18 protein-coding genes and 2 pseudogenes are annotated in these 19,086 nt (G+C 73.4%); 4 read left to right on the forward strand and 16 right to left on the reverse strand.

The window, feature by feature from the left end; translation table 11 throughout:
- Positions 1 to 64: 64 nt before the first annotated feature.
- From KSP35_RS07555 to KSP35_RS07565, 3 genes are read right to left on the reverse strand one after another with little or no spacing between them, the layout of a single operon-like run.
- Complete coding sequence (locus KSP35_RS07555; protein WP_217000527.1) at positions 65 to 904, reverse strand: Fpg/Nei family DNA glycosylase; 840 nt, start codon at positions 902 to 904, stop codon at positions 65 to 67.
- Positions 897 to 1,709 carry a ribonuclease III gene (gene rnc, locus KSP35_RS07560; RefSeq protein WP_217000529.1) on the reverse strand — a complete coding sequence of 271 codons (813 nt, stop codon included), beginning with the start codon at positions 1,707 to 1,709 and terminating at the stop codon, positions 897 to 899. The genes KSP35_RS07555 and rnc overlap by 8 nt, the downstream gene beginning before the upstream one ends.
- Before the next feature lie 3 nt (positions 1,710 to 1,712).
- Entirely contained in the window at positions 1,713 to 1,976 is a 264-nt protein-coding gene (locus KSP35_RS07565) for an acyl carrier protein (RefSeq protein ID WP_254127034.1), read from the reverse strand.
- Positions 1,977 to 2,288: 312 nt separating this feature from the next.
- Between KSP35_RS07565 and KSP35_RS07570 the strand changes: the two genes are divergently transcribed.
- Positions 2,289 to 3,710: a patatin-like phospholipase family protein gene (locus tag KSP35_RS07570; protein WP_217000533.1), complete on the forward strand. Its 1,422-nt coding sequence runs from the start codon at positions 2,289 to 2,291 to the stop codon at positions 3,708 to 3,710.
- Between the two features lie 23 nt (positions 3,711 to 3,733).
- Here the strand turns inward: KSP35_RS07570 and KSP35_RS07575 are convergent, their stop codons facing one another.
- On the reverse strand, positions 3,734 to 5,032 hold the full coding sequence (locus KSP35_RS07575) for a lipase family protein (RefSeq protein WP_217000535.1): 1,299 nt from the start codon (positions 5,030 to 5,032) through the stop codon (positions 3,734 to 3,736).
- A gap of 142 nt (positions 5,033 to 5,174) precedes the next feature.
- Here KSP35_RS07575 and KSP35_RS07580 point away from each other — a divergent pair, with 142 nt between their 5' ends.
- Entirely contained in the window at positions 5,175 to 5,741 is a 567-nt protein-coding gene (locus tag KSP35_RS07580; RefSeq protein ID WP_217000537.1) for a TetR/AcrR family transcriptional regulator, read from the forward strand.
- 34 nt (positions 5,742 to 5,775) lie between these two features.
- Here the strand turns inward: KSP35_RS07580 and plsX are convergent, their stop codons facing one another.
- The 7 genes from plsX to KSP35_RS07615 all read right to left on the reverse strand — a co-directional run bounded on the left by plsX (position 5,776) and on the right by KSP35_RS07615 (position 10,353).
- Positions 5,776 to 6,792 (reverse strand): phosphate acyltransferase PlsX, encoded by a 1,017-nt coding sequence (gene plsX, locus KSP35_RS07585; RefSeq protein ID WP_217000540.1) that lies wholly within the window; start codon positions 6,790 to 6,792, stop codon positions 5,776 to 5,778.
- A gap of 16 nt (positions 6,793 to 6,808) precedes the next feature.
- Positions 6,809 to 6,988, reverse strand: coding sequence for a 50S ribosomal protein L32 (rpmF, locus tag KSP35_RS07590; RefSeq protein WP_217000542.1), 180 nt, complete (start codon positions 6,986 to 6,988; stop codon positions 6,809 to 6,811).
- 97 nt (positions 6,989 to 7,085) lie between these two features.
- Positions 7,086 to 7,664, reverse strand: coding sequence for a DUF177 domain-containing protein (locus tag KSP35_RS07595; protein ID WP_217000544.1), 579 nt, complete (start codon positions 7,662 to 7,664; stop codon positions 7,086 to 7,088).
- Positions 7,661 to 8,278 carry a hypothetical protein gene (locus KSP35_RS07600; protein ID WP_217000546.1) on the reverse strand — a complete coding sequence of 206 codons (618 nt, stop codon included), beginning with the start codon at positions 8,276 to 8,278 and terminating at the stop codon, positions 7,661 to 7,663. The genes KSP35_RS07595 and KSP35_RS07600 overlap by 4 nt, the downstream gene beginning before the upstream one ends.
- 82 nt (positions 8,279 to 8,360) lie before the next feature.
- Positions 8,361 to 8,840: a pantetheine-phosphate adenylyltransferase gene (gene coaD / locus KSP35_RS07605; protein WP_217000548.1), complete on the reverse strand. Its 480-nt coding sequence runs from the start codon at positions 8,838 to 8,840 to the stop codon at positions 8,361 to 8,363.
- Positions 8,837 to 9,445: a 16S rRNA (guanine(966)-N(2))-methyltransferase RsmD gene (gene rsmD / locus KSP35_RS07610; protein WP_217000550.1), complete on the reverse strand. Its 609-nt coding sequence runs from the start codon at positions 9,443 to 9,445 to the stop codon at positions 8,837 to 8,839. Before rsmD ends, coaD begins: the two co-directional genes overlap by 4 nt.
- Positions 9,442 to 10,353, reverse strand: coding sequence for an SDR family oxidoreductase (locus tag KSP35_RS07615; protein ID WP_217000552.1), 912 nt, complete (start codon positions 10,351 to 10,353; stop codon positions 9,442 to 9,444). The genes rsmD and KSP35_RS07615 overlap by 4 nt, the downstream gene beginning before the upstream one ends.
- Positions 10,354 to 10,394: 41 nt before the next feature.
- Between KSP35_RS07615 and KSP35_RS07620 the strand changes: the two genes are divergently transcribed.
- Complete coding sequence (locus KSP35_RS07620) at positions 10,395 to 10,619, forward strand: hypothetical protein (protein WP_217000554.1); 225 nt, start codon at positions 10,395 to 10,397, stop codon at positions 10,617 to 10,619.
- 35 nt (positions 10,620 to 10,654) lie between these two features.
- Here the strand turns inward: KSP35_RS07620 and KSP35_RS07625 are convergent, their stop codons facing one another.
- The 4 genes and pseudogenes from KSP35_RS07625 to KSP35_RS24105 all read right to left on the reverse strand — a co-directional run bounded on the left by KSP35_RS07625 (position 10,655) and on the right by KSP35_RS24105 (position 15,990).
- A complete protein-coding gene (locus tag KSP35_RS07625) occupies positions 10,655 to 11,050 on the reverse strand; it encodes a PPOX class F420-dependent oxidoreductase (protein WP_217000556.1) in 396 nt (131 codons plus the stop codon).
- A 42-nt stretch (positions 11,051 to 11,092) separates the two neighbouring features.
- A pseudogene (locus KSP35_RS07630) lies at positions 11,093 to 12,227 on the reverse strand (osmoprotectant NAGGN system M42 family peptidase).
- 118 nt (positions 12,228 to 12,345) lie between these two features.
- Complete coding sequence (gene ngg, locus KSP35_RS24100; protein WP_254127035.1) at positions 12,346 to 14,172, reverse strand: N-acetylglutaminylglutamine synthetase; 1,827 nt, start codon at positions 14,170 to 14,172, stop codon at positions 12,346 to 12,348.
- A 14-nt stretch (positions 14,173 to 14,186) separates the two neighbouring features.
- A pseudogene (locus tag KSP35_RS24105) lies at positions 14,187 to 15,990 on the reverse strand (N-acetylglutaminylglutamine amidotransferase).
- Between the two features lie 214 nt (positions 15,991 to 16,204).
- Between KSP35_RS24105 and KSP35_RS07640 the strand changes: the two are divergent.
- Entirely contained in the window at positions 16,205 to 16,828 is a 624-nt protein-coding gene (locus KSP35_RS07640) for a hypothetical protein (protein ID WP_217000562.1), read from the forward strand.
- A 36-nt stretch (positions 16,829 to 16,864) separates the two neighbouring features.
- On the opposite strand, the gene recG is transcribed toward KSP35_RS07640, so the two are convergent.
- Entirely contained in the window at positions 16,865 to 19,042 is a 2,178-nt protein-coding gene (gene recG / locus KSP35_RS07645; protein WP_217000564.1) for an ATP-dependent DNA helicase RecG, read from the reverse strand.
- Positions 19,043 to 19,086 lie beyond the last annotated feature (44 nt).

Below are 19,086 nucleotides of genomic sequence, written 5' to 3' on the forward strand. Positions count from 1 at the left end.
TCGGAGCGTGATGTTGCGGTCGCGTGACGGGAATCGGCCGGCACGGGGCCGACCGCTGTGCCGCTCAGACCTGGCAGGCCTCGCACAGGTAGACCGTCTTGTTGGCCTGGCGGACCTTCGAGACCACGCCGCGGCAGCGCAGGCACGCCTGGCCGTCACGCTCGAAGACCTGCAGCTGCTCGGTCCAGCCACCGGGCTTGCCGGTGAGGTCGGCGTACTGGCCGTCGGAGGTGGTGACCCCCCGGTGCTTGGCCGCCTCGTGCAGGGTCTCGACCAGGGCCCGGAAGAAGCGGCGGATCTCCTGGGTGGAGAGCGAGCTCACGTCGCGGTCGGGACGGAGGCCCGACGCGTGGAGGATCTCGTCGGCGTAGACCGGCCCGACCCCGGCGACGACCGTGCGGTCGAGCAGCAGGGCGCGGAGCTTGGTGCCGCGGTGGCGCAGGATGCGCTCGCCGAAGACGGTCCAGGAGACCGGCTCGTCGAGCACGTCGACGCCCAGGGTGGCGAGGGCCGGCACCGCCTCGGCCAGCTGGTCGAAGGGCACCACGAACAGCTCGAGGTTGCCGGACTCGTCGACGGCGCGGAGCTGGCCGCCCTGGGTGAAGGTGACCACCACCTTGGTGGCCTTGTCGACGGCGTCCTTGGCGGCGTGGCGGCGCAGCTGGCCGCCGCCGTGGATGTCCATGACCAGGGCATCGCCCGAGTCGAGCTTGGCCACCAGCAGCAGGTCGCGCCGGACGATCGAGTTGATCTTGGTGCCCTCGAGCAGGCCGGAGAACTGCTTCTTGTTGGTGTGGCGCGGGATGACCCCGGACCCGGGCACCTCGACGGTCTTGATGCGCTTGCCCCCCACCTCGCGGTCCAGGTCGCGTCGTAGGGTCTCGATCTCGGGCACCTCAGCCATCGGATTCCTCTCGTACGGGGTCGTCCCCGCGTCGTGGTCCGAGCTGCTGCCACGCCTCTTGCGCTGCGGCTTGCTCGGCTTGCTTCTTGGACCGGCCGGAGCCGGTGCCGAACGGCTCCTCGTCGAGGAACACCACCGCTCGGAAGGTCTTGTCGTGCTCGGGCCCGTCGTCGGTGAGCTCGTAGCGGATCTGGCGCCCGTGCTCCTGGGCCACCAGCTCGTGGAGGCGGCTCTTGTGGTCCGGCGACCCGGCGTCGACCAGGCGGGGCGACACGAGCCGCTCGACGAGGCGACGGGCGGCGGGCTGGCCGCCGTCGAGGTAGACGGCGCCGATCACCGCCTCCATGGCGTCGGCCAGGATCGACGGGCGCTCGCGGCCGCCCGAGGCGGCCTCGCCCTTGCCGAGCAGGAGGACCTCCCCGAGGCCGAGCTCGACGGCCATCTCCGCCAGGGCGGGGGCGCAGACCACCGAGGCGCGGATGCGCGACAGCTGGCCCTCGCCCGCCTCGGGGTTGCGGCGGTAGATGTCGTCGGTGACGATCACGCCCAGCACGGCGTCGCCCAGGAACTCGAGCCGCTCGTTGGAGTCGAACCCGGCGTGCTCGGCGCACCAGGACCGGTGGGTGAGCGACTGGCCGAGCAGGTCGAGGTCAACGAAGTCGTGGTTGAGCCGGGTGCAGAACGCCGCCAGGGCCTTCGGCGGGATCGGGTGGTGGGGCGAGGGCGCGGGCGCGACGGTCCCCGGGACGACGGCGCTGCCGTCGGCTCCCAGGTCAGCGGCCGCCGCGCCCCGCCCGTCGACCACCCGCTACTTGCCGTCCAGCTTGGCGAACACGTAGTCGACGGCGTCCCGCACGGTCTTCAGGTCCTCGAGGTCCTCGTTCTCGATGCGGAAGCCGACCGAGCGCTCGCCCAGCTCCTCCTCGAGCTCCTCGACCAGCTCGATCAGGGCGAGCGAGTCCGCGCCGAGGTCGTCGCTGAAGGAGTCCCCTTCGTTGATCCCGGACGGATCGGTCTCCAGGATGTCGGCGAGGCGGTCACGGACCAGCTCGAAGACGTCTTGGCGGCTCATCGGTCCCTGCTCCACATGCGTCTCGGCGGGCACGGTGTTCTCCTGGTCGGCGGTTTGGGCGCGGGACACTGTACCCGCGTCCGAACTTTGTGCGCTCGTGAACGGTCGTGCGCGAGGGAACGGGTGCGGATCCGGGCGGCGGCGGTGCCACCATGGAGGCCCGACCCGCACCGACGCCCGGAGCAGAGATGAGCGAACCGCAGCCCCCGACGGGTGATGCCGCCAAGCGAACCCCAGGTCACGAGGTGCGCCACGAGGCCGGGAACGAGGCGGTGATCTCGCTCTCGCGAGGAGGCGGCCATCGCCGACGCGGTGGCGCTGCTCTCGGGGCCGGGCCTGGATCGGCTCGACGACCCCCCGTCGCCGGACGAGGTGGAGGCCACCTGGAGCGCCGAGGCCCACGCCGGCCTCGCGGCCCTGCGGGCCGACCTCGACGGCCAGCGGCTCGGGCTGGCCATCAGCGGCGGCGGCGCCCTGGGCAGCTTCGAGGCCGGCGCCCTCCGCTTCCTGTACGACCACGTCGACGTCGCGCCGGTGGCCGTGGCGGGCAACTCCGCCGGCGCCCTCAACGCCGCCAAGCTGGCCCACGGCGACGGCCCCGACGGCGTCCGCGCCATCGACGAGCTCGAGGGCCTCTGGCGGTCGATGCGCATCAACCCCGACATGTGGGAGCCCGAGCCCTGGCTCGAGCGCATCCTGGCCTCGGCGCAGTGGGCCGCGGCCATCAAAGGCCAGATCAGCTCCACCAGCAGCGCCGCCAACGCCGTGCGCATCGCCGCCCGCGTCGTGGGCAGCTTCGTGCGACGGCCGGAGGAGACCGACGGCACCTTCGACGCCGTCAAGGACGCGCTCAAGGCGCAGTCGCTGCTCTCGCTGGGACCGGTGGCGGCGCTCATCGACCGCCACCTGGACCTCGACCGGGTCGACGCCTCCGGCATCGCCCTGCGGGTCGGCACCGTGTCGCTGGAGTCCGGCGAGCTGCGCTACGTGACCGAGACCGGAGCGCTGCACGATCGCCACGACCAGCCGCTGGACCTGCCGCCGGTCCGCCTCGCCGACGGCATCCTCGCCTCGGCCTCCATCCCCATCGCCTTCCCGCCGGTGCAGCTCGGCGACGAGCACTACGTCGACGGCGGGGCCCGGGAGATCCTCCCGCTGGAGGTCCTGGTGGAGCGCCTCCACGTCGACCGGGCGATCGCGGTCTCGGCCAGCTCCGCCACCATCGACCGTGCCGGTTCCTTCGCCGACCGCAGCATCCTCGACATCCTGCGCCGGGTGAGCGCCGAGATCGCCACCAACGAGACCCTGCGCAAGGAGCTCAACCCGCCGGGCGGGTGGGGGCCGACGGTGCGGCTGATCGTCCCCGAGATCGACGTGCACGACTCGATGACCATCGACCCCGCCCTCATCGCCATCTCGCTCGACTACGGCTGGCTCCGCGCCGCCGACGTGCTGCTGGGCCTCGACGAGGATGCCCGCCACCACAGCACCGAGCTCACCCGCGCCCGCATGGGCCTGCGCGCCCACGCGGGCCCGCTGCCGTCGCTGTTCGGCTCCGACGACACCGACCGCGTGCCCGCCGACGACGTCGAGACCCTCACCGCCCGGCTCCGCCGCCACGTGCGCGCCCGGCGATCGCGGGGCCTGCCGGTCCCGCCCGGGCTGCTGGCGTGGGACGACCGCGACGACGTCCTGCCCCCGTCGCCCGCCGACGAGCCGGCGCTGGCCGACTGAGCCGGCCCGCGCGAGCGCCCGCCTCAGCCGGGCGGGCAGGAGTCGGTGGGCTCGTCCCCGGCGAAACGGGCCTGGAACCACGTCCCGATGCGGGCCGCGGACAGCCCGATCACGGAGCCGTGGGTGGCGCCGTCGACCTCGACGGACTCCGTGACCTGGCCGACGTCGCAGAGCTGGTCGAACAGGTACTCGGCCCGCTTCGGCACCACGTAGGTGTCGGCCGATCCGTAGACGAGCAACAGCGGGGCGTCGACCGCCTTGTGGCCGGGGTCGTTCGCCACCAGCGCGCTCTTGGCCGGCTCGGTGACCTTCGGGTCGTGGGCGTAGAAGGTGGCCGCCGGGATCCCCACGAGGGCGTTGATCACGGCGTCGGAGCACGCGTCGTCGATGACGGCCTCCCGCGAGCGGACCTCGTCGCCGACGTAGTCGTGCGGGTCGATCTCCGGGTCGTCGGCGGCGATGCCGTACAGGGCCATGATGCCGACCATGCGAGGCACCACCTGGTCGTCGGGGCCGAAGGTCTTGGGCAGCACCGCGGCCGGGGCGAGCGCGGCGGTGCCCAGCAGCTGGAGCTCCGGGGCGTAGGCCTGGCCCAGCTCGTTGGTCCACAGGGCGGCGTGCCCGCCCTGGGAGTGGCCGGCGGCCACCCAGCGGGTGCCGGCGTGGGCCGCCGGGAGGTCACGGGCCGCCCGCACCGCGTCGATCACGCTGTGGCCCTCGCTCAGGCCGGACAGGTAGGGGTGCCGCTCCCCCACCGGACCGAGCCCGAGGTAGTCGGTGGCCACCCGCACGCCACGGACGCCGAAGTCCGGGCCCACGCCGGCCTCCGGGGCTCGGCTCGGCGCGCACGACGACGAGAGCCCCGCCGTGCCGTGCGCCCAGGACACGACGGGCCAGCCGTCAGCGGGCGCTTCGGCCTTCGGGTAGGCGATGGTGCCGGTCACGGCCCGGTCTCGGTCCCGAGCGTCGCGGGAGTGGTACATCACGCGCACCACCGCCGTGGTGGCGTCGTCGGAGATCGGTTGCACGCGGATGAGGTCACCCGGCCGGCCCGGCGGCAGCGGGTCCGGGACCTCGTAGAAGCCGGCGACGGGACCGTCGTACGCCTCGGGCTCGGTGTCCGCCGCTGCCGGCAGGTCCTCGGTGGTGGAGGTGGCCTTCGCGGCCGCGGTGGTGCGGGTGGCTTCCGAGGCCGGTGAGGCGCCGTCGCTGCCGTCGCTGGAGCAGCCGGCGAGCACGGCGCCGACGAGCAGCGCGGCCACCACCCCGCTGGCGAGCGGTGCGCCACCCCTGGCGCGCGGACGTCGACCCCGTGTTCCCATGGCGGCGACCCTAGCCATCGGTGAACGGCGGTGTTCTCCGATGTTCCCCTCCTTCGGGCCCGACGTGCGAGCATGAGCGCCATGGCGACGGTCACCCCCGGTCGGCTCCCCGCGCGGGCGCCACAACCTCACCCGAGAGCAGGTGCGCTCCGCGCAGCGCGACCGGATGCTGGTGGCCACCGCCGAGGTGATGGCCCGCAAGGGCTACGTGGCCACGTCGGTGGCCGCCATCATCGAGCAGGCGGGGGTGTCCCGGGAGACCTTCTACCAGCAGTTCTCCTCGAAGCTCGATTGCTTCACCAGCGCGTTCGACGCCGCCGCCGAGCTGCTGCTCACCTCGCTCGAGCCCCTCCTCGACGGGCCCGGCACGCCCGTCGAGCGCTTCGAACGGGTCTTCGCCGGCTACCTGGGCTCGCTCGCCGAGCACCCGGACTTCGCCCGCATGTTCCTGGTGGAGGTGTACGCCGCCGGCGCCGAGGCGGTGGCCCGGCGCACGGCGCTGCAGCTGCTGATCGTCGACGTGGTGGCCGACGTGCTCGAGGTCGACAGCGAGCGCGGTCGCTTCGCGTGCGAGCTGCTGGTCTCGGCCATCGCCTCGTTGGTGACCTCCCGCCTGGTCGAAGGCGACCTGGCGGGCATCGGCGCCCTCCAGGCGCCGGTGGTGGAGCTGGTGCGCCGGGCGACCGCCGCCGACCTCACCGGAGCCTGACCCGGCCGAGGCCGGGAGCGGCGCTCCGGAGCGCTCAGGCCGGCGCGTCGGGCCGGATGGTGGCGGCCACCGCACCCACGAGGTCGGCGTCGACCATCTCGACGGCCACCTTGACGGCGTTGACGATGGCGGTGGCCGACGAGGAGCCGTGGCTGATGATGCAGGGGCCGTTGAGCCCCAGCAGCATGGCGCCGCCGGTGTTGTCCGGGTCGAGCTGGCCGTAGAGCGGCAGCAGGGCCGGGAACAGCACCTCGCCGGCGGCCTGGGTCTCGGGCGAGGTGCCGAAGGCACCGAGGATGGCGTTGACCAGGCTGCGCATGCCGCCCTCGAGGGTCTTCAGCACGACGTTGCCGGTGAAGCCGTCGGTCACCACGACGTCGACGTCGGGCGACATGATGTCGCGGCCCTCGACGTTGCCGATGAACGTGCCGCCGCACACCGCCGCCCACTCGCCGGCAGCCAGCAGGGCGTGGGTCTCCTTCACCAGGGGGGTGCCCTTCGTGGGCTCCTCGCCGATGGAGAGCAGCCCCACCCGGGGCGAGGCGATGCCGTAGCGCTGGCGGGCGAAGACGGTGCCCATCTGGGCGAACTGCACCAGCCACTCGGGGGTGCACTCGGCGTTGGCGCCGGCGTCGAGCAGCACGGTGGGCAGCTCGGCGCCCGGGCACGGGATGGGCGTGGCGATGGCGGGCCGGAACACCCCCGGCAGGCGCTTCATCCGCAGCAGCGCCGAGGCCATGGTGGCGCCGGTGTTGCCGGCGGAGACCATGGCGCACGCCTTGCCGTCGCGCACCGCCTCGGCGGCGCGGACCAGCGACGAGTCCTTCATGGTGCGGACGCTCTTGCCCGGGTCGGCGTCCATGGCGATCACCTCGGACGCCGGGATGACCTCGAGGCCGTGGGCATCGCCCAGCTCCTCGGGGCGGCCGACGAGCACGACGGCGAGGTCGAGCTCGTCCCGGGCGCGAACAGCGCCGGCCACGATCTCGGCCGGCGCCTTGTCGCCCCCCATCGCATCGATGGCGACGGGCAGGCGGTCCTGGTTGGTCATCGAGGGATCGGGGCGATCAGTCGACGTCGATGGCCTGGCGACCGTGGTACCAGCCGCAGTTGCCGCACACGACGTGGGGCAGCTTGGCGGAGCCACAGCGCGGGCAGAGGCTCCGCGACGGAGCGTCGAGCGTCCAAGCGGAAGCTCGGCGGCTCCGGCTCTTGCTCTTGGAGGTCTTCTTCTTGGGGACAGCCATCGTCGTCGTCCTGGTGGTCGAGATCTTCAGGCGCTGCGGTGCGCCTGACGCGAGGGTTCGATGGTAGCGGCACCGGCCCCCGGGGTCGAAGTCGGAGCTACAGGTCGAGGCCGTCCAAGGCCGCCCACCGGGGGTCGCGGCCCGGTGCGTCGTCGTCCTCGGGCTCGTCGCCGTCCTCGGCGCCGGCGGGGACGTCGTCCTCGACCGTGGCCGGGAAGGCCTCCGGCGCCGGACCGGCGCAGTCGTCCCGGCACAGGGGCGCGAGCGGGAGGGCGAGCAGGGCGGTGTCGTGGATGAGCGGGCCGATGTCGATCTGGTCGTTGACCAGGGGCCACGTCTCGCCGTCGACCGGTCGGGTCTCGTAGACCTCGCGCACGTCGACGGTGGCCACCCCGCTCACGTCGTCGAGGCAGCGCCGGCACGCGCCGACCCACGGCACCGAGATCACGCCGGTGAGCACCACGCCCTCGGAGATCGACTCCAGCTCGCCCTCGAACACGAGGTCGGCGCCCTCGACCACGGCGACGTCGGTGAGCGCGAGGGCCAAGCCCTCGGCCTCCAGCTCGCGGCGCACCGAGAGGCGCGTGCCGAGGTTGCGGCGGATCTGGGTGACCGACACCCGCAGCTCGGGCGGGTGCGGCCCGTCGCCCTGGGGCGTGGGGGCGCTCCGGCTCACGGACGGCCCTGGTCGAAGTACTCCGCCTCGGCGGCCTGGGGCGAGCCCGCCTCGACCTCCTCGGGAACGCCACGGGACAGGTTGGTGGCCTGGAGCTTCTCCCGGCCCGAGCCCACCAGCTTGAGGGTGCGCTCCAGCACGATCTCGAACCCGGCGAGCTTCTGGTCGCAGAAGTCCTCGCACTCCAGGCGGAGGCGGCGGGCCTCGGCCTCGGCGCCATCGAGGATGCGGCGGGCCCGGTGCTCGGCGGCCTTCACGACCTCGGTGCGCTGGACCATGCGTTCGGCGTGGGCGCGTGCGGCGTCGAGGATCTCGTCGCCGTCGGCCCGCATCTTGGTGAGGTACTCCTCGCGCTCCTTGCGCAGCCAGCGGGCCTCGCGGAGCTCGTCGGGGAGGCGGCTGATGGCGTCCTCGAGCAGCTCGAGGACCTCTTCCTTGTTGATCATGGCCGAGGCGGAGAGCGGCATGGGGCGAGCACTGGCGATCAGGTCGGCCACGCGCTTGAGCAGCTCCTCGGCGTCGACGGGCTGCCCGCGGCCGCGCAGCAGCTGGCGGCTCCGCAGCTCGGGCTCGATGGCCCCGTCGACGTCGTAGGGCTGGTCGTCATAGGTCATCGCTGGTACTCCTGTCCCGCCCGGACGTGGGGTGGTGGGGTCGGCCCGCCGGTGGGCCGGCTCGCCGGACCGTGGGTGCTCGTCATGCCGGGAACCGCTCGGCCAGCTTGGCGGCCACCGCCGCCGGGACCAAGGAGCTGACGTCGCCCCGGAACCGGGCGATCTCCCGGATCAGCTTCGACGCCACGAACGAGTGGGTGGTGGCCGAGGGCAGGAAGACGGTGTGGACCCCGGAGATGGCCAGGTTCATCTGGCCCTGCTGCAGCTCGGACTCGAAGTCCGACACGGCGCGGAGGCCCTTGACGATGAAGTCGGCGTCCAGCTCCCGGGCGAGGTCGACCACCAGGCTCGAGAAGCTGGTGATCGACACGTTGGGCAGGTGGGCGACCGATGCCGCCACCATCTCCTGCCGCTCGGTGAGGTCGAAGAGCCCGGCGCCCTTCTGCGGGTTGCTGATCGCGGCGACGACGACCTCGTCGAAGAGCCGGGCGGCGACCTCGATGAGCTCGACGTGCCCGTTGTGGATCGGATCGAACGATCCGGGATAGAGGACGCGGGTCACGAGGGAGCTCCGGTGGGCGTGGCGAACGTGACCACCGTACCGCCGTACTGCTTGACCCTGATGCCACGGAGGCCCGCCGGGAGGGCCACCTCACGGTCCGATTCGATGACGACGACGGCGTCGTCGTCGAGCGCCGGGAGCAGCTCGGCCAGCAGCGCATCCCACTCGTCGTAGGCGTAGGGCGGGTCGAGCAGCACGAGGTCCCACGGCCCGCCCCCGGCGGCTCGGCGGCCGTCGCCGCCGGACACCAGGGCGCGGCCGGCGAAGCCGGTGGCGGCCAGGTTGGCCGCCACGACCGAGCGGGCCGCGGCGTCGGTCTCGGCGAACACGACGTGGTCGGCGCCCCGGGAGAGCGCCTCGATGCCCAGCGCCCCGCTGCCGGCGAAGGCGTCGATGGCGTGGGCGCCGTCGACCGCGCCCAGGCTCTCGAGGGCGTTGAACACGGCCTGGCGGACCCGATCGGGCGTGGGCCGGGTGCTGGTCCCGGGCGGCACGTCGAGGCGGCGGCCTCGGGCCTCGCCGGCGACCACCCGCAGGGCCCCCTTGGTGGGCGCGACGGGTGCCACCCGGCCGCGCGGCCGCGCCGGCGGCTTGCGGGCGCTCATCGCCGCTCCTCCGGTCCGGGCGCCGCCGAGGCTGCGGCGACGAGCCGCTCGCTCTCGGCCCACAGCCAGCGGGCCTCCTCGGGGTCGCGGGCCCGGCGCGACGCCGGCCAGCGCCGGCCGTGCGACCAGTAGCCGCCGGTGCTCCCGGCCACCGAGGTGGCGGTGGACGAAGCCAGCTTCAGCGGGGTCCGGGCACCGGCCTTCGGCGAGCGCATCACGATCGGTCCGAAGACCGTGAGGAACCAGGCGTTCACCCCGAGGTCGCCGTCGCGCCCGAACCGGCTGCGGATGGCGCCGGGGTGCACTGCGTTCACCGTGACGCCGGTCCCCGCCAGCCGTCGGGCCAGCTCGGCGGCGAACAGGGCGTTGGCCAGCTTCGACTGCGCGTAGGCGGCGATGCCGTTGAAGGCGCGGGTGCTCTGGAGGTCGGCCCTGCTCAGGCCGCCGACGGCGAACCGGTGGGCGACCGACGTCAGGACCGCCACGCGAGACGGCGCGCTGGCCACCAGCCGCTCCTGCAGGAGGCTGGTGAGCAGGAAGTGGCCGAGGTGGTTCACGCCGAACATCTCCTCGAAGCCCTCGGCCGTCTCCCGCCGGGTGTCGAGGACCAGGCCGGCGTTGGCCACCAGCACGTCGAGCCGGTCGAAGCGCTCGAGGAACCAGGCGGCGAAGGCGCGGATCGAGGCGAACGCCGACAGGTCGAGGTCGCCGAGCACCACCGCCCGGCTGCCGGTCCGGCGCTGCACCTCGGCGAGCGCGGCCTCGCCCTTGGCCCGCGTGCGGGCGGTCATGACGACCGTGGCGCCCTTGGCGGCGAGGCCCACGGCGGTCTCGAGCCCGATGCCGGCGTTGGCGCCGGTGACGATGACGACCTGGCCGGTGAGGTCCGGGCGAGCGCTTCGGGGCATGGCGAGGAGTCTTCCAGTCGAGGTCGGTAGCGTCGGAACCCATGACCGACCACGAGCCCACCGACGCCTCGGGCGTGCCGCTCGTGACCGAGCGGATCACCTGCATCGATTGCGGCGGCGTTGCCCACCTCATGAGCCGCCCGGACGACACCGGCCGGTTCTGGCCGGGCGACCTCGTGGTCTACCGGTGCGAGGACTGCCTCGACCGGTGGGACATCATCGTCCCGGACGACGCCGACGGGGGCGACGGCCGGCCCGACTGGTAGCCGCCGCCCGCCGGCGAGCCGCTCGCCCGGGGAGCTCAGATGCCGTTCTTGTGGACCTTGTCGACGGCGACCTTGAGGATGACCCGGCCTTCCGGGCCGATCGGGTTGGCGTAGGGGCCGCCGGTGTACTTCTGCGAGAGCTCGTCGATGTCGGCGCGGGCCGGATCGCCGTCGACGGTCTCGACGACCTTCCCGCGGGCCTCGACGTACTGGTACGGGTTGTCGGCGGCGAACACGGTGACGGTGACCCGCGGGTCGCCCACCACGTTGCGGTACTTCTGGCGGCCGATCTCGGTGTTGATCAGCACGTGGTCGTCATCCGCGTGGACCCACATGAGCTGGGTCTGGGGCTGGCCGCCGGGCATGAGGGTGGTGAGGGCGGCGAAGTTCTTGCCGGTGGCGAGGGCCTTGAGGTCAGCGTCGATGGTCATCCCGGCAGGCTACCGGCGACCCCCCGGGGGCCCCGCCTCGGCTCAGCCCTCGTCGGGAGGCAACCGGCCCCACTCCTCCTCGGGCGCCGGCTGGGCCGAGGAGGGGAACTCCTTCAGGGGCCCGAGCGGGGTGGCGTCCCACGAGGCGAACGTCAGCGGCGTCTGCAGCCAGATGGTCAGCAGCCGGGCGACGGCGTCGACCGAGGCCAGCTCCGTGCGCTCCCAGCCGTGGCTGCCGTCGAGCCCGAAGGCGATCAGCGCCGCCCGGGTGCCGGCGCCGGCCTCGAGGGCGGCGGCCACATCGGAGCGGTACCACTTGAAGGTGTCTCGAAGCGTGGGGGATGCCGGCGTTGCGGCACAGCCGCAGGAGCCGACGGGTCAGGTGGTAGTCGAAGGGCCCCGTCATGTCGGCCATGGGGATGGTCACGCCGTGTTCGATCGAGTGCTGGCCCGGTGCGCACACCGCGTTGTCGATCGAGACCATCTCGGCCACGTCGTCGCCGAGGCCGTGGCTGGCGCCGTGGCCGACCTCCTCGGCGATCGTCACGAGCAGGTTGGCCTTGTGCTGCGGCACGACGCCACCGTCGACGATCGCCTTCGCAGCCGCCAGGGCGGCGGCCACGCCGGCCTTGCCGTCGAGGTGGCGGGAGACCAGGAACCCGGCGTCGGTGATCTCGGGGCTGGCCACGAGGGCGACCGAGTCGCCGACCTGGAAGCCGAGGGCCCGCAGGTCCTCGGCGGAGTGCGCCCGCTGGTCGACGCGGACCTCGACGTGGTCCCAGCCGACGCCCTGCTCGTCGATCTCGTCGCCGAAGGCGTGGCCGCTCGCCTTCAAGGGCAGCACGGTGCCGCTGAAGATCCGGTCGGGGTCCTCCACGAAGATCGTGACGCGGGCGCCCTCGGCGAAGCGGGCCGAGAAGCTGCCGATCGGGATGATGGCGAGCCGGCCGTTGTCCTTGAGGGCCCGGACCATGCACCCGATCGTGTCGGCGTGGACCACCACGGCGCGGTCGACCGAGCTGGACGCGCCCGGCAGCTCGGCGACCATCGCGCCCCGGCGGGTCAGCTCGAACGGCAGGCCGATCTCGGCCATGGTGTCGCCCACGAGCTGCATGACGGCGTCGGTCCGCCCCGACGGGCTCGGCGTGCGCAGCATGCGGACGAGGAGGTCCGTCATCCACGCCCGGTCGATGGCGAGCGGGGCGGGGTCCTCCAGGGGCGGGAGGTCGGACGGGTCGGCGGGGGTCACAGCAGGGAGCCTTCGGGTCGGGAGCGGGGTGGGGCGGCGCGGCCGGTCAACCGGCGCGCTGGTCGGAGCCGGCGGGTGGGTCGGGCTGCCACGCCCAGGGCGTGGGCCGGGTGCCGGGGAACAGGTAGTCGACGAAGGCCGCGGCGGTCGGGCGGGGCTCGTGGTTGGCCAGCCCGGGCCGCTCGTTGGCCTCGATGAAGACGTAGGCGGGGCCGTCGACCGCGGGCACCAGCAGGTCGATCCCGGTGACCGGGATCCCGATGGCCGCGGCGGCGCGCAGGGCGGCGGCGGCCAGCTCCGGGTGGAGCTCGTCGGTGACGTCGTGGATGGTGCCGCCGGTGTGGAGGTTGGCGGTGCGGCGCACGCGCAGCTCCTCGCCGGCGGGGAGCACGTCGTCGAGGGACCAGCCCTCCTCCTCGATGGTCGCCAGGGTCAGGTCGTCGATCGGGATCGACGACTCCCCTCCCGTGGCGGCCTCGCGGCGCCGGCTGCGGGCCTCGATGAGCTGGCGCACGTCGTGCTGGCCGGTGCCCACCACCTCGGCCGGGCGGCGCACCGCAGCGGCCACGACCGAGCCGTCGATCACCACGATCCGGAGGTCGTCGCCCTCGCAGAACTGCTCGAGCAGGACCTGGGTGCCGGCGCCACCGGCCCGCTGGATGGCGGCGTCCAGCTCGTCGTGGGTCGTGACGCCCACGGTGATGCCGATGCCCTGCTCGCCGCGGGCGGGCTTCACCACCACCGCGCCGACGTCGTCGAGGAAGCGGTGGTCGGCGTCGTCGAACGTGGCGGTGCGGCCGGCGGGCACCGCGACGCCTGCCTCGGCCACCACCTTGCGGGTCACCCGCTTGTCGTCGCAGCGGCTCATGCCCACCGCCGACGTGTACTCCGAGAGCGACTCGCGGGTCACCACGCTCCGACCGCCGTGCTCGAGGCGCAGGTAGCCGCCCTCGGCGTCGAGGACGTCGACCCGGACCCCGCGGCGGATCGCCTCGTCGGCGATGATCCGGGCGTAGGGGTTGAGGTCGTCGAGGTCGTCGTGCGGGGCCGGCGTGAACAGCCGCTCGTTGATGGCGTTCTTGCGCTTCACGCCGAAGACGGGCACGCGCTCGAAGCCGAGCTTGTCGTAGAGGGCGATGGCCGGCTCGTTGTCGTGCATCACCGACAGGTCCAGGTACGCCCGGCCTCGGGCCTGGAAGCGCTCGATGAGCGTGCGCACCAGCAGCTCCCCCACGCCGGGCTGCACGGTGGCGGGGTCGACGGCCAGGCACCAGAGGCTGCACCCGTTGTCGGGGTCGTCGAAGAGGCGGGTGTGGTCGACGCCGGTGACGGTGCCCAGGACCTCGCCGGTGCCGAGCTCCTCGGCCACGAGGTAGGTGATGTGGCGGGTGGTGCGGTGGTTGTCCCACAGCACGTCCACGTCGGCGGGCACCATGCCGCAGCGCACGTAGATCCGGTTCATCTCCTCGCAGTGGGCCCGCCCGGAGATCTGGCGCACCACCACGCCGGCCGCCGGACGGGGCCTCGGCCGGTAGTTGTGCATCCACATGCGGAACGTGAAGCTCGGGTCGATGAAGTACTCCTGGGGCCGGGTGGCCACCAGGACGTGCGGGTCGTGGAGGTACAGGCAGATGTCGCGCCGCCCGCTCGCCTCGTCGCGCAGCACGTCGGTGAGGCCCTCGTGGTCGGCGAAGGTCTGGCCGAAGACGAGGCGGCCCCAACCCAGCTCCTGCACCACGTCTCGCCGCATGCCGGCCGTGAGGTGGTCGGGCGGCCGCTCCCACGAGGTCGTCGAGATGGCGTCGGCGCGGTCCCAGCCCTTCGGGGTCGACGGGCGGCGCCTCGGGTTGGGGGTGCTCGGGCGATCGCTCATGTTCGGGCGCCCGCTCACGCGGCCGGGCCGGAGATGCCGTGCTCCTGGAGCCACAGCTCCAACAGGCCCAGCTGCCACAGCTGGTTGCCCCGCAGCGGGGTGAGCTGGCCGTTCGGGTCGGCGAAGAGCCGCTCCACTGCGCCGGGGCGGAACAGGCCGCGCTCCTTGGCCTCGGGCGCGTGCAGGGCGTCGCGGACCAGGCTCAGGTACGGGCCCTGGAGGTGCTTGAGCGCCGGCACGGGGAAGTAGCCCTTGGGCCGATCGATGACCTCGTTCGGCACCACCCGGCGGGCGGCCTCCTTGAGCACCCCCTTGCCGTCCTGGGCGGTCTTGAGGTGGGGCGGGCACTGGGCGGCCAGCTCCACCAGCTCGTGGTCCAGGAACGGCACGCGGGCCTCGAGACCCCACGCCATCGTCATGTTGTCGACCCGCTTCACCGGGTCGTCCACCAACATGACCGTGGTGTCGATGCGCAGCGCCCGGTCGGTCGCCGTGGCGGCACCGGCGTGGCGGAAGTGGTCGTTCACGAAGCGGCCGCTCACGTCGGACGACGCCAGCCACTCGGGCTCCACCAGCTCGGCCATGGCCTCGTGCCCCCGGTCGAAGAACGCGCCCCGGTACTGGCGGAGGGCGGTGGCCACGTCGCCATCGGCGGCGTCGGCCATCGGCGGGTACCAGTGGTACCCGGCGAAGACCTCGTCGGCGCCCTGGCCGGACTGCACCACCTTCACGTGCTTCGAGACCTCCTGGCTCAGGAGGTAGAAGGCCACCGCGTCGTGGCTGACCATGGGCTCGCTCATGGCGCCGATGGCGTCGCCCAGGGCGGGCAACATGCGGCGGCTGTCGATGCGGAGCTGGTGGTGGGTGGTCGCGAAGCGCTCGGCGATGATGTCGGACCACTGGAACTCGTCGCCCGACTCGCCGCCGGCCGACTCGAACCCGATGGAGAAGGTCTCGATGCCGGTCTGGCCGGCCTCGGCGAGCAAGCCGACGATGAGGCTGCTGTCGAGGCCGCCCGAGAGCAGGCAGCCGACCGGCACGTCGGCCACGAGGCGGCGCTCGACGGCGAGGCGCAGGGCGTCGAGGGTGGCGTCCTCCCAGTCCTGGTCGGACCAGCCGGCCTTGGCGGGGTCGCGCTCGAACACCGGCTCCCAGTAGGTGGTCTCGGTGCGGCGGCCGTCGGGCTCGATCGCCAGGATCGTGCCCGGGGGGGAGCTTCCGGACGCCCTGCAGGATGGTGTGCGGCGCCGGGACGACGGAGTGGAAGCTCAGGTAGTGGTGCAGCGCCACCGGGTCGATGGTCGTGTCGACACCGCCGCCGGCGAGGATGGCCGGCAGGGTCGAGGCGAAGCGGAGCCGCCCGCCCACGTCGGCCAGGTACAGCGGCTTGATCCCCAGGCGGTCGCGGCCGAGCAGCAGGCGCCCGCTGTCACGCTCGGTGATGGCGAAGGCGAACATGCCCACCAGCCGTTCGACGAAGCGGTCGCCCCACTCCCGGTAGGCCTTGAGCAGCACCTCGGTGTCGCTGTGGGAGAAGAACCGGTGGCCCTTGTCGGTCAGCTCGCGGCGCAGCTCCGGGTAGTTGTAGATGCAGCCGTTGAAGGCCACGGTCAGGCCGAGCTCGGGGTCGTGCATCGGCTGCTGGCCGGCGGCCGAGAGGTCGATGATGGCCAGCCGGCGGTGGCCCAGCGCCACCTGCCCCTGCGACCAACCGCCCCCGGCGTCGGGGCCACGGGACACCATCGTGTCGGTCATGGCCGCCACCGCAGCCACGTCGGGCTGGTCTCGGGGCGCGAACTCTCCGGCAAAGCCACACATGGCCGGGGGGACTACCCGTTCGCCGCCGGCCCATCACCCGATCGGGGCGACGGGCGGTGCGACAAGGTTCACGTTTGCCGTCGACCGGTCGGCCCGAACTGGTAGGAATCGGGCAGCGGGAGCTCGAGGAGGGGACCTTCGGATGCGGCGACGAGCGGGTGCAGCGGTGCGGGCAGGACGGTTCGCCGCTCCACGGGCCGTGAGGCCGTGGCTGGTGGCCGTCGCCTGCCTCCTCCTCGCCACGGCGGCCGTCGCCGTCCCGAGCGGCGCGACTCCCCGCGCGGTCGGTGACGAGGTCGCGTTCGACGGCACGGTGAGCGGCACCGGCACCTTCGACGGGGACCAGGACTGCGGCCTGGACGTCGACGTCACGCAGGACGCCACGCTCACCCTGGCCGCCGGCGGCGAGGCCCAGCTGCACCTCGCCTACTGCCTCGCCCCGTTCGACCCCGCGGTCGCCCTGACCCCGACCTACGACGGCACGTTCACCATCGCCGGCGACGCCGGGACGGTGTCGGGCACCCTCGTCGGCACGGTGGCGGCCGCCGCCGGTCCCGGCGCCACCTTCGCCACCCACCTCGTGCTCACCGCCTCGAGCGGCACGGGCGACCTGGCGGGGGCCACCGGGGAGCTCACCTTCGACGGTGCCGCCGGCTTCGGCGCCAGCACGCTCGAAGGCACCCTGGCGGGATCGCTCACCATCGGCGAGCCACCCGCCACCGCCCCCAGCACGGCGCCACCCACCTCCGGGACGCTCGTCGGCGCCGTGGTCCCGTCGAGCCCTCCCCCACCGCCCGGCGCCGCCCCGGTCTCGGGCACGCCCGCCTTCACCGGCTGACCGTCGAGCGCGCCGCCGCCCTCGACCGACCGGCTCCTAGGACTTCAGGAGGTTGTCGGCCTCGTCGTCGTCGAGGAAGAGCGCCACCTCGTCGCGGAGGGCCGGGTGGCGGTGCAGGTCGGGGTCGCCGTCCACCAGCTCGAAGGCCAGCTCCCGGGCTCGCTGCACCCACACCTTGTGGCGGCGCAGCGAGGCCAGCTTGAGGTCGTTGCGGCCCTTCTGGCGCGAGCCCATGATCGTGCCCTCGCCGCGCAGGTCGAGATCGACCTCGGCCAGCTCGAAGCCGTCGGTGCTGCGCACCAGGGCCTCCAGCCGCGCCTCGCCGTCGGACGACTGGCCGCCGCCCACCAGCCAGCAGGTCGACGCGTCGGCACCTCGGCCCACCCGCCCCCGGAGCTGGTGCAGCTGGGCGATGCCGAAGCGGTCGGCGTCGAGGATCACCATCACCGTGGCGTTGGGGACGTCGACGCCCACCTCGATCACGGTGGTGGCCACGAGCACGTCGAGCCGCCCCTCGCGGAACTCCCGCATGGTGGCCTCCTTCTCGGCGCTGGCCATGCGACCGTGCAGGAGCCCGAGGCGCAGGTCGGCCAGCTCCACCAGCCGCAGCCGCTCGAAGGTCTCCTCGGCGGAGGTGGCCTCGAGCTTCTCGGACTCCTCCACCAGCGGGCAGACGACGTAGGCCTGGCGGCCGTCGCCGACCTCGGCGATGACGTGGCGCCACACCGGCTCCTGGGCCTCCTCGGCCCCGGAACCGGCGCGGACCCACGTGGTGGCGATGGGCGTCCGCCCGGGCGGCAGCTCGTCGAGGACCGACACGTCGAGGTCGCCGTAGACGGTCATGGCGGCGGTGCGCGGGATGGGCGTGGCCGTCATCACCAGCACGTCCGGGCTGGCACCCTCGGCGCCCTTGCGGCGCAGGGCGTCGCGCTGCTCGACACCGAACCGGTGCTGCTCGTCGACCACGACCACGCCCAGCGAGCGGAAGGCCACCTTGTCCTCGATGAGGGCGTGGGTCCCGATCAAGAGGTCGACCGAGCCGTCGAGCAGCGCCTCGGCCAGCTTGCGGCGGTTGGCCGCCGTGGTGCGGTTGGTCAGCAGCTCCACGCGGAGGGGGCGGTCGGCCGAGGCGCCCTCGAACAGGGAGCCCTCCTGCTCGTCGCCGGGGACGCGCAGGTCGGCCAGCAGGGCTCGGATGCCGAGGAAGTGCTGCTCGGCCAGCACCTCGGTGGGCGCCATCAGCGCACCCTGGTGCCCGCCCTGGATGGCGGTGAGGAGGGCGGCGACGGCCACCACCGTCTTGCCGGCGCCGACGTCGCCCTGGAGCAGCCGGTGCATGGGGTGGCCGCTGCCCAGGTCTCCGGTGATCTCGGCGATCACCCGCTGCTGGGCACCGGTGAGCGGGAACGCCAGCGCGTCCAGGAAGCGGCGCACCAGCTCGCCGGACGTGTCGTGCTCGATGCCCTTGGCGGTGCGCTCGAGGGCGCGCTTGCGCAGCACGAGGGCCAGCTGGACCCGCAGCAGCTCGTCGAACACCAGGCGCTTCTCGCCCGCCTCGACGTCGTCCATGGCGTCCGGGCTGTGCATGCCTCGCAGGGCGTGGTACCGGTCGACGAAGCCCCACCGCTCGCGCACCTCGTCGGTCAGCGGCTCGGCCAGGCCCCGCTTCACCGTCTTGCCGAGGGCGATCTGGATCCAGGCCGCCATGTCCTCGCTGGTGATGCGGGGCTTCTCGCTCTGGGGGTACAGGGCGATGATCTTCCCGGTCTTGTCCCCGATGAAGTCGACCACCGGGTTGGCCATCTGCAGCCGCCCCTGGAAGCTGTCGACCTTCCCGAAGAAGACCGCCTCGGTGCCGGCCGGCAGCTGCTTCTCGCGCCACGACTGGTTGAAGAACGTGATGCGCAGGTAGCCGGAGCCGTCGCCCACCTCGGCGGTCACCAGGGACTTGGGCGGGCGTCCCTTGGTGCGCCGGCCCGAGATGCGGGCGACGGTGCCCACGACCATGATCTGGTCGCCCGGGACGAGGTCGCGGATGCGGGCCTCGCGGGACCGGTCGATGTGGCGGCGGGGATAGGTGGTGAGCAGGTCGAGCACGTTCTCGATGCCCAGCTCGGCCAGCCGGTCGACCTTCTTGGGGTGGGCGGCCAGCGCGGCGATGGCCGTGAGCGGGAACCCGGCCAGGTCGGCGTAGGTGAGGGGCCCGTCGGTCATCGCCCGTCGAGGATACGGGCTGGGTGGTCGCCGCCGGGCCGATC

The organism is Aquihabitans sp. G128 (assembly GCF_019048865.1).
GTDB lineage: Bacteria > Actinomycetota > Acidimicrobiia > Acidimicrobiales > Iamiaceae > Aquihabitans.

Excerpts from the sequence above, each read along its gene's own strand:
- KSP35_RS07555 (WP_217000527.1), bottom strand. The coding sequence starts at position 904 with ATGGCTGAGGTGCCCGAGATCGAGACCCTACGACGCGACCTGGACCGC.
- KSP35_RS07565 (WP_254127034.1), bottom strand. The coding sequence starts at position 1,976 with ATGAGCCGCCAAGACGTCTTCGAGCTGGTCCGTGACCGCCTCGCCGAC.
- KSP35_RS07575 (WP_217000535.1), bottom strand. The coding sequence starts at position 5,032 with ATGGGAACACGGGGTCGACGTCCGCGCGCCAGGGGTGGCGCACCGCTC.
- plsX (WP_217000540.1), bottom strand. The coding sequence starts at position 6,792 with ATGACCAACCAGGACCGCCTGCCCGTCGCCATCGATGCGATGGGGGGC.
- rpmF (WP_217000542.1), bottom strand. The coding sequence starts at position 6,988 with ATGGCTGTCCCCAAGAAGAAGACCTCCAAGAGCAAGAGCCGGAGCCGC.
- KSP35_RS07600 (WP_217000546.1), bottom strand. The coding sequence starts at position 8,278 with ATGACCTATGACGACCAGCCCTACGACGTCGACGGGGCCATCGAGCCC.
- rsmD (WP_217000550.1), bottom strand. The coding sequence starts at position 9,445 with ATGAGCGCCCGCAAGCCGCCGGCGCGGCCGCGCGGCCGGGTGGCACCC.
- KSP35_RS07615 (WP_217000552.1), bottom strand. The coding sequence starts at position 10,353 with ATGCCCCGAAGCGCTCGCCCGGACCTCACCGGCCAGGTCGTCATCGTC.
- KSP35_RS07620 (WP_217000554.1), top strand. The coding sequence starts at position 10,395 with ATGACCGACCACGAGCCCACCGACGCCTCGGGCGTGCCGCTCGTGACC.
- KSP35_RS07625 (WP_217000556.1), bottom strand. The coding sequence starts at position 11,050 with ATGACCATCGACGCTGACCTCAAGGCCCTCGCCACCGGCAAGAACTTC.
- ngg (WP_254127035.1), bottom strand. The coding sequence starts at position 14,172 with ATGAGCGATCGCCCGAGCACCCCCAACCCGAGGCGCCGCCCGTCGACC.
- recG (WP_217000564.1), bottom strand. The coding sequence starts at position 19,042 with ATGACCGACGGGCCCCTCACCTACGCCGACCTGGCCGGGTTCCCGCTC.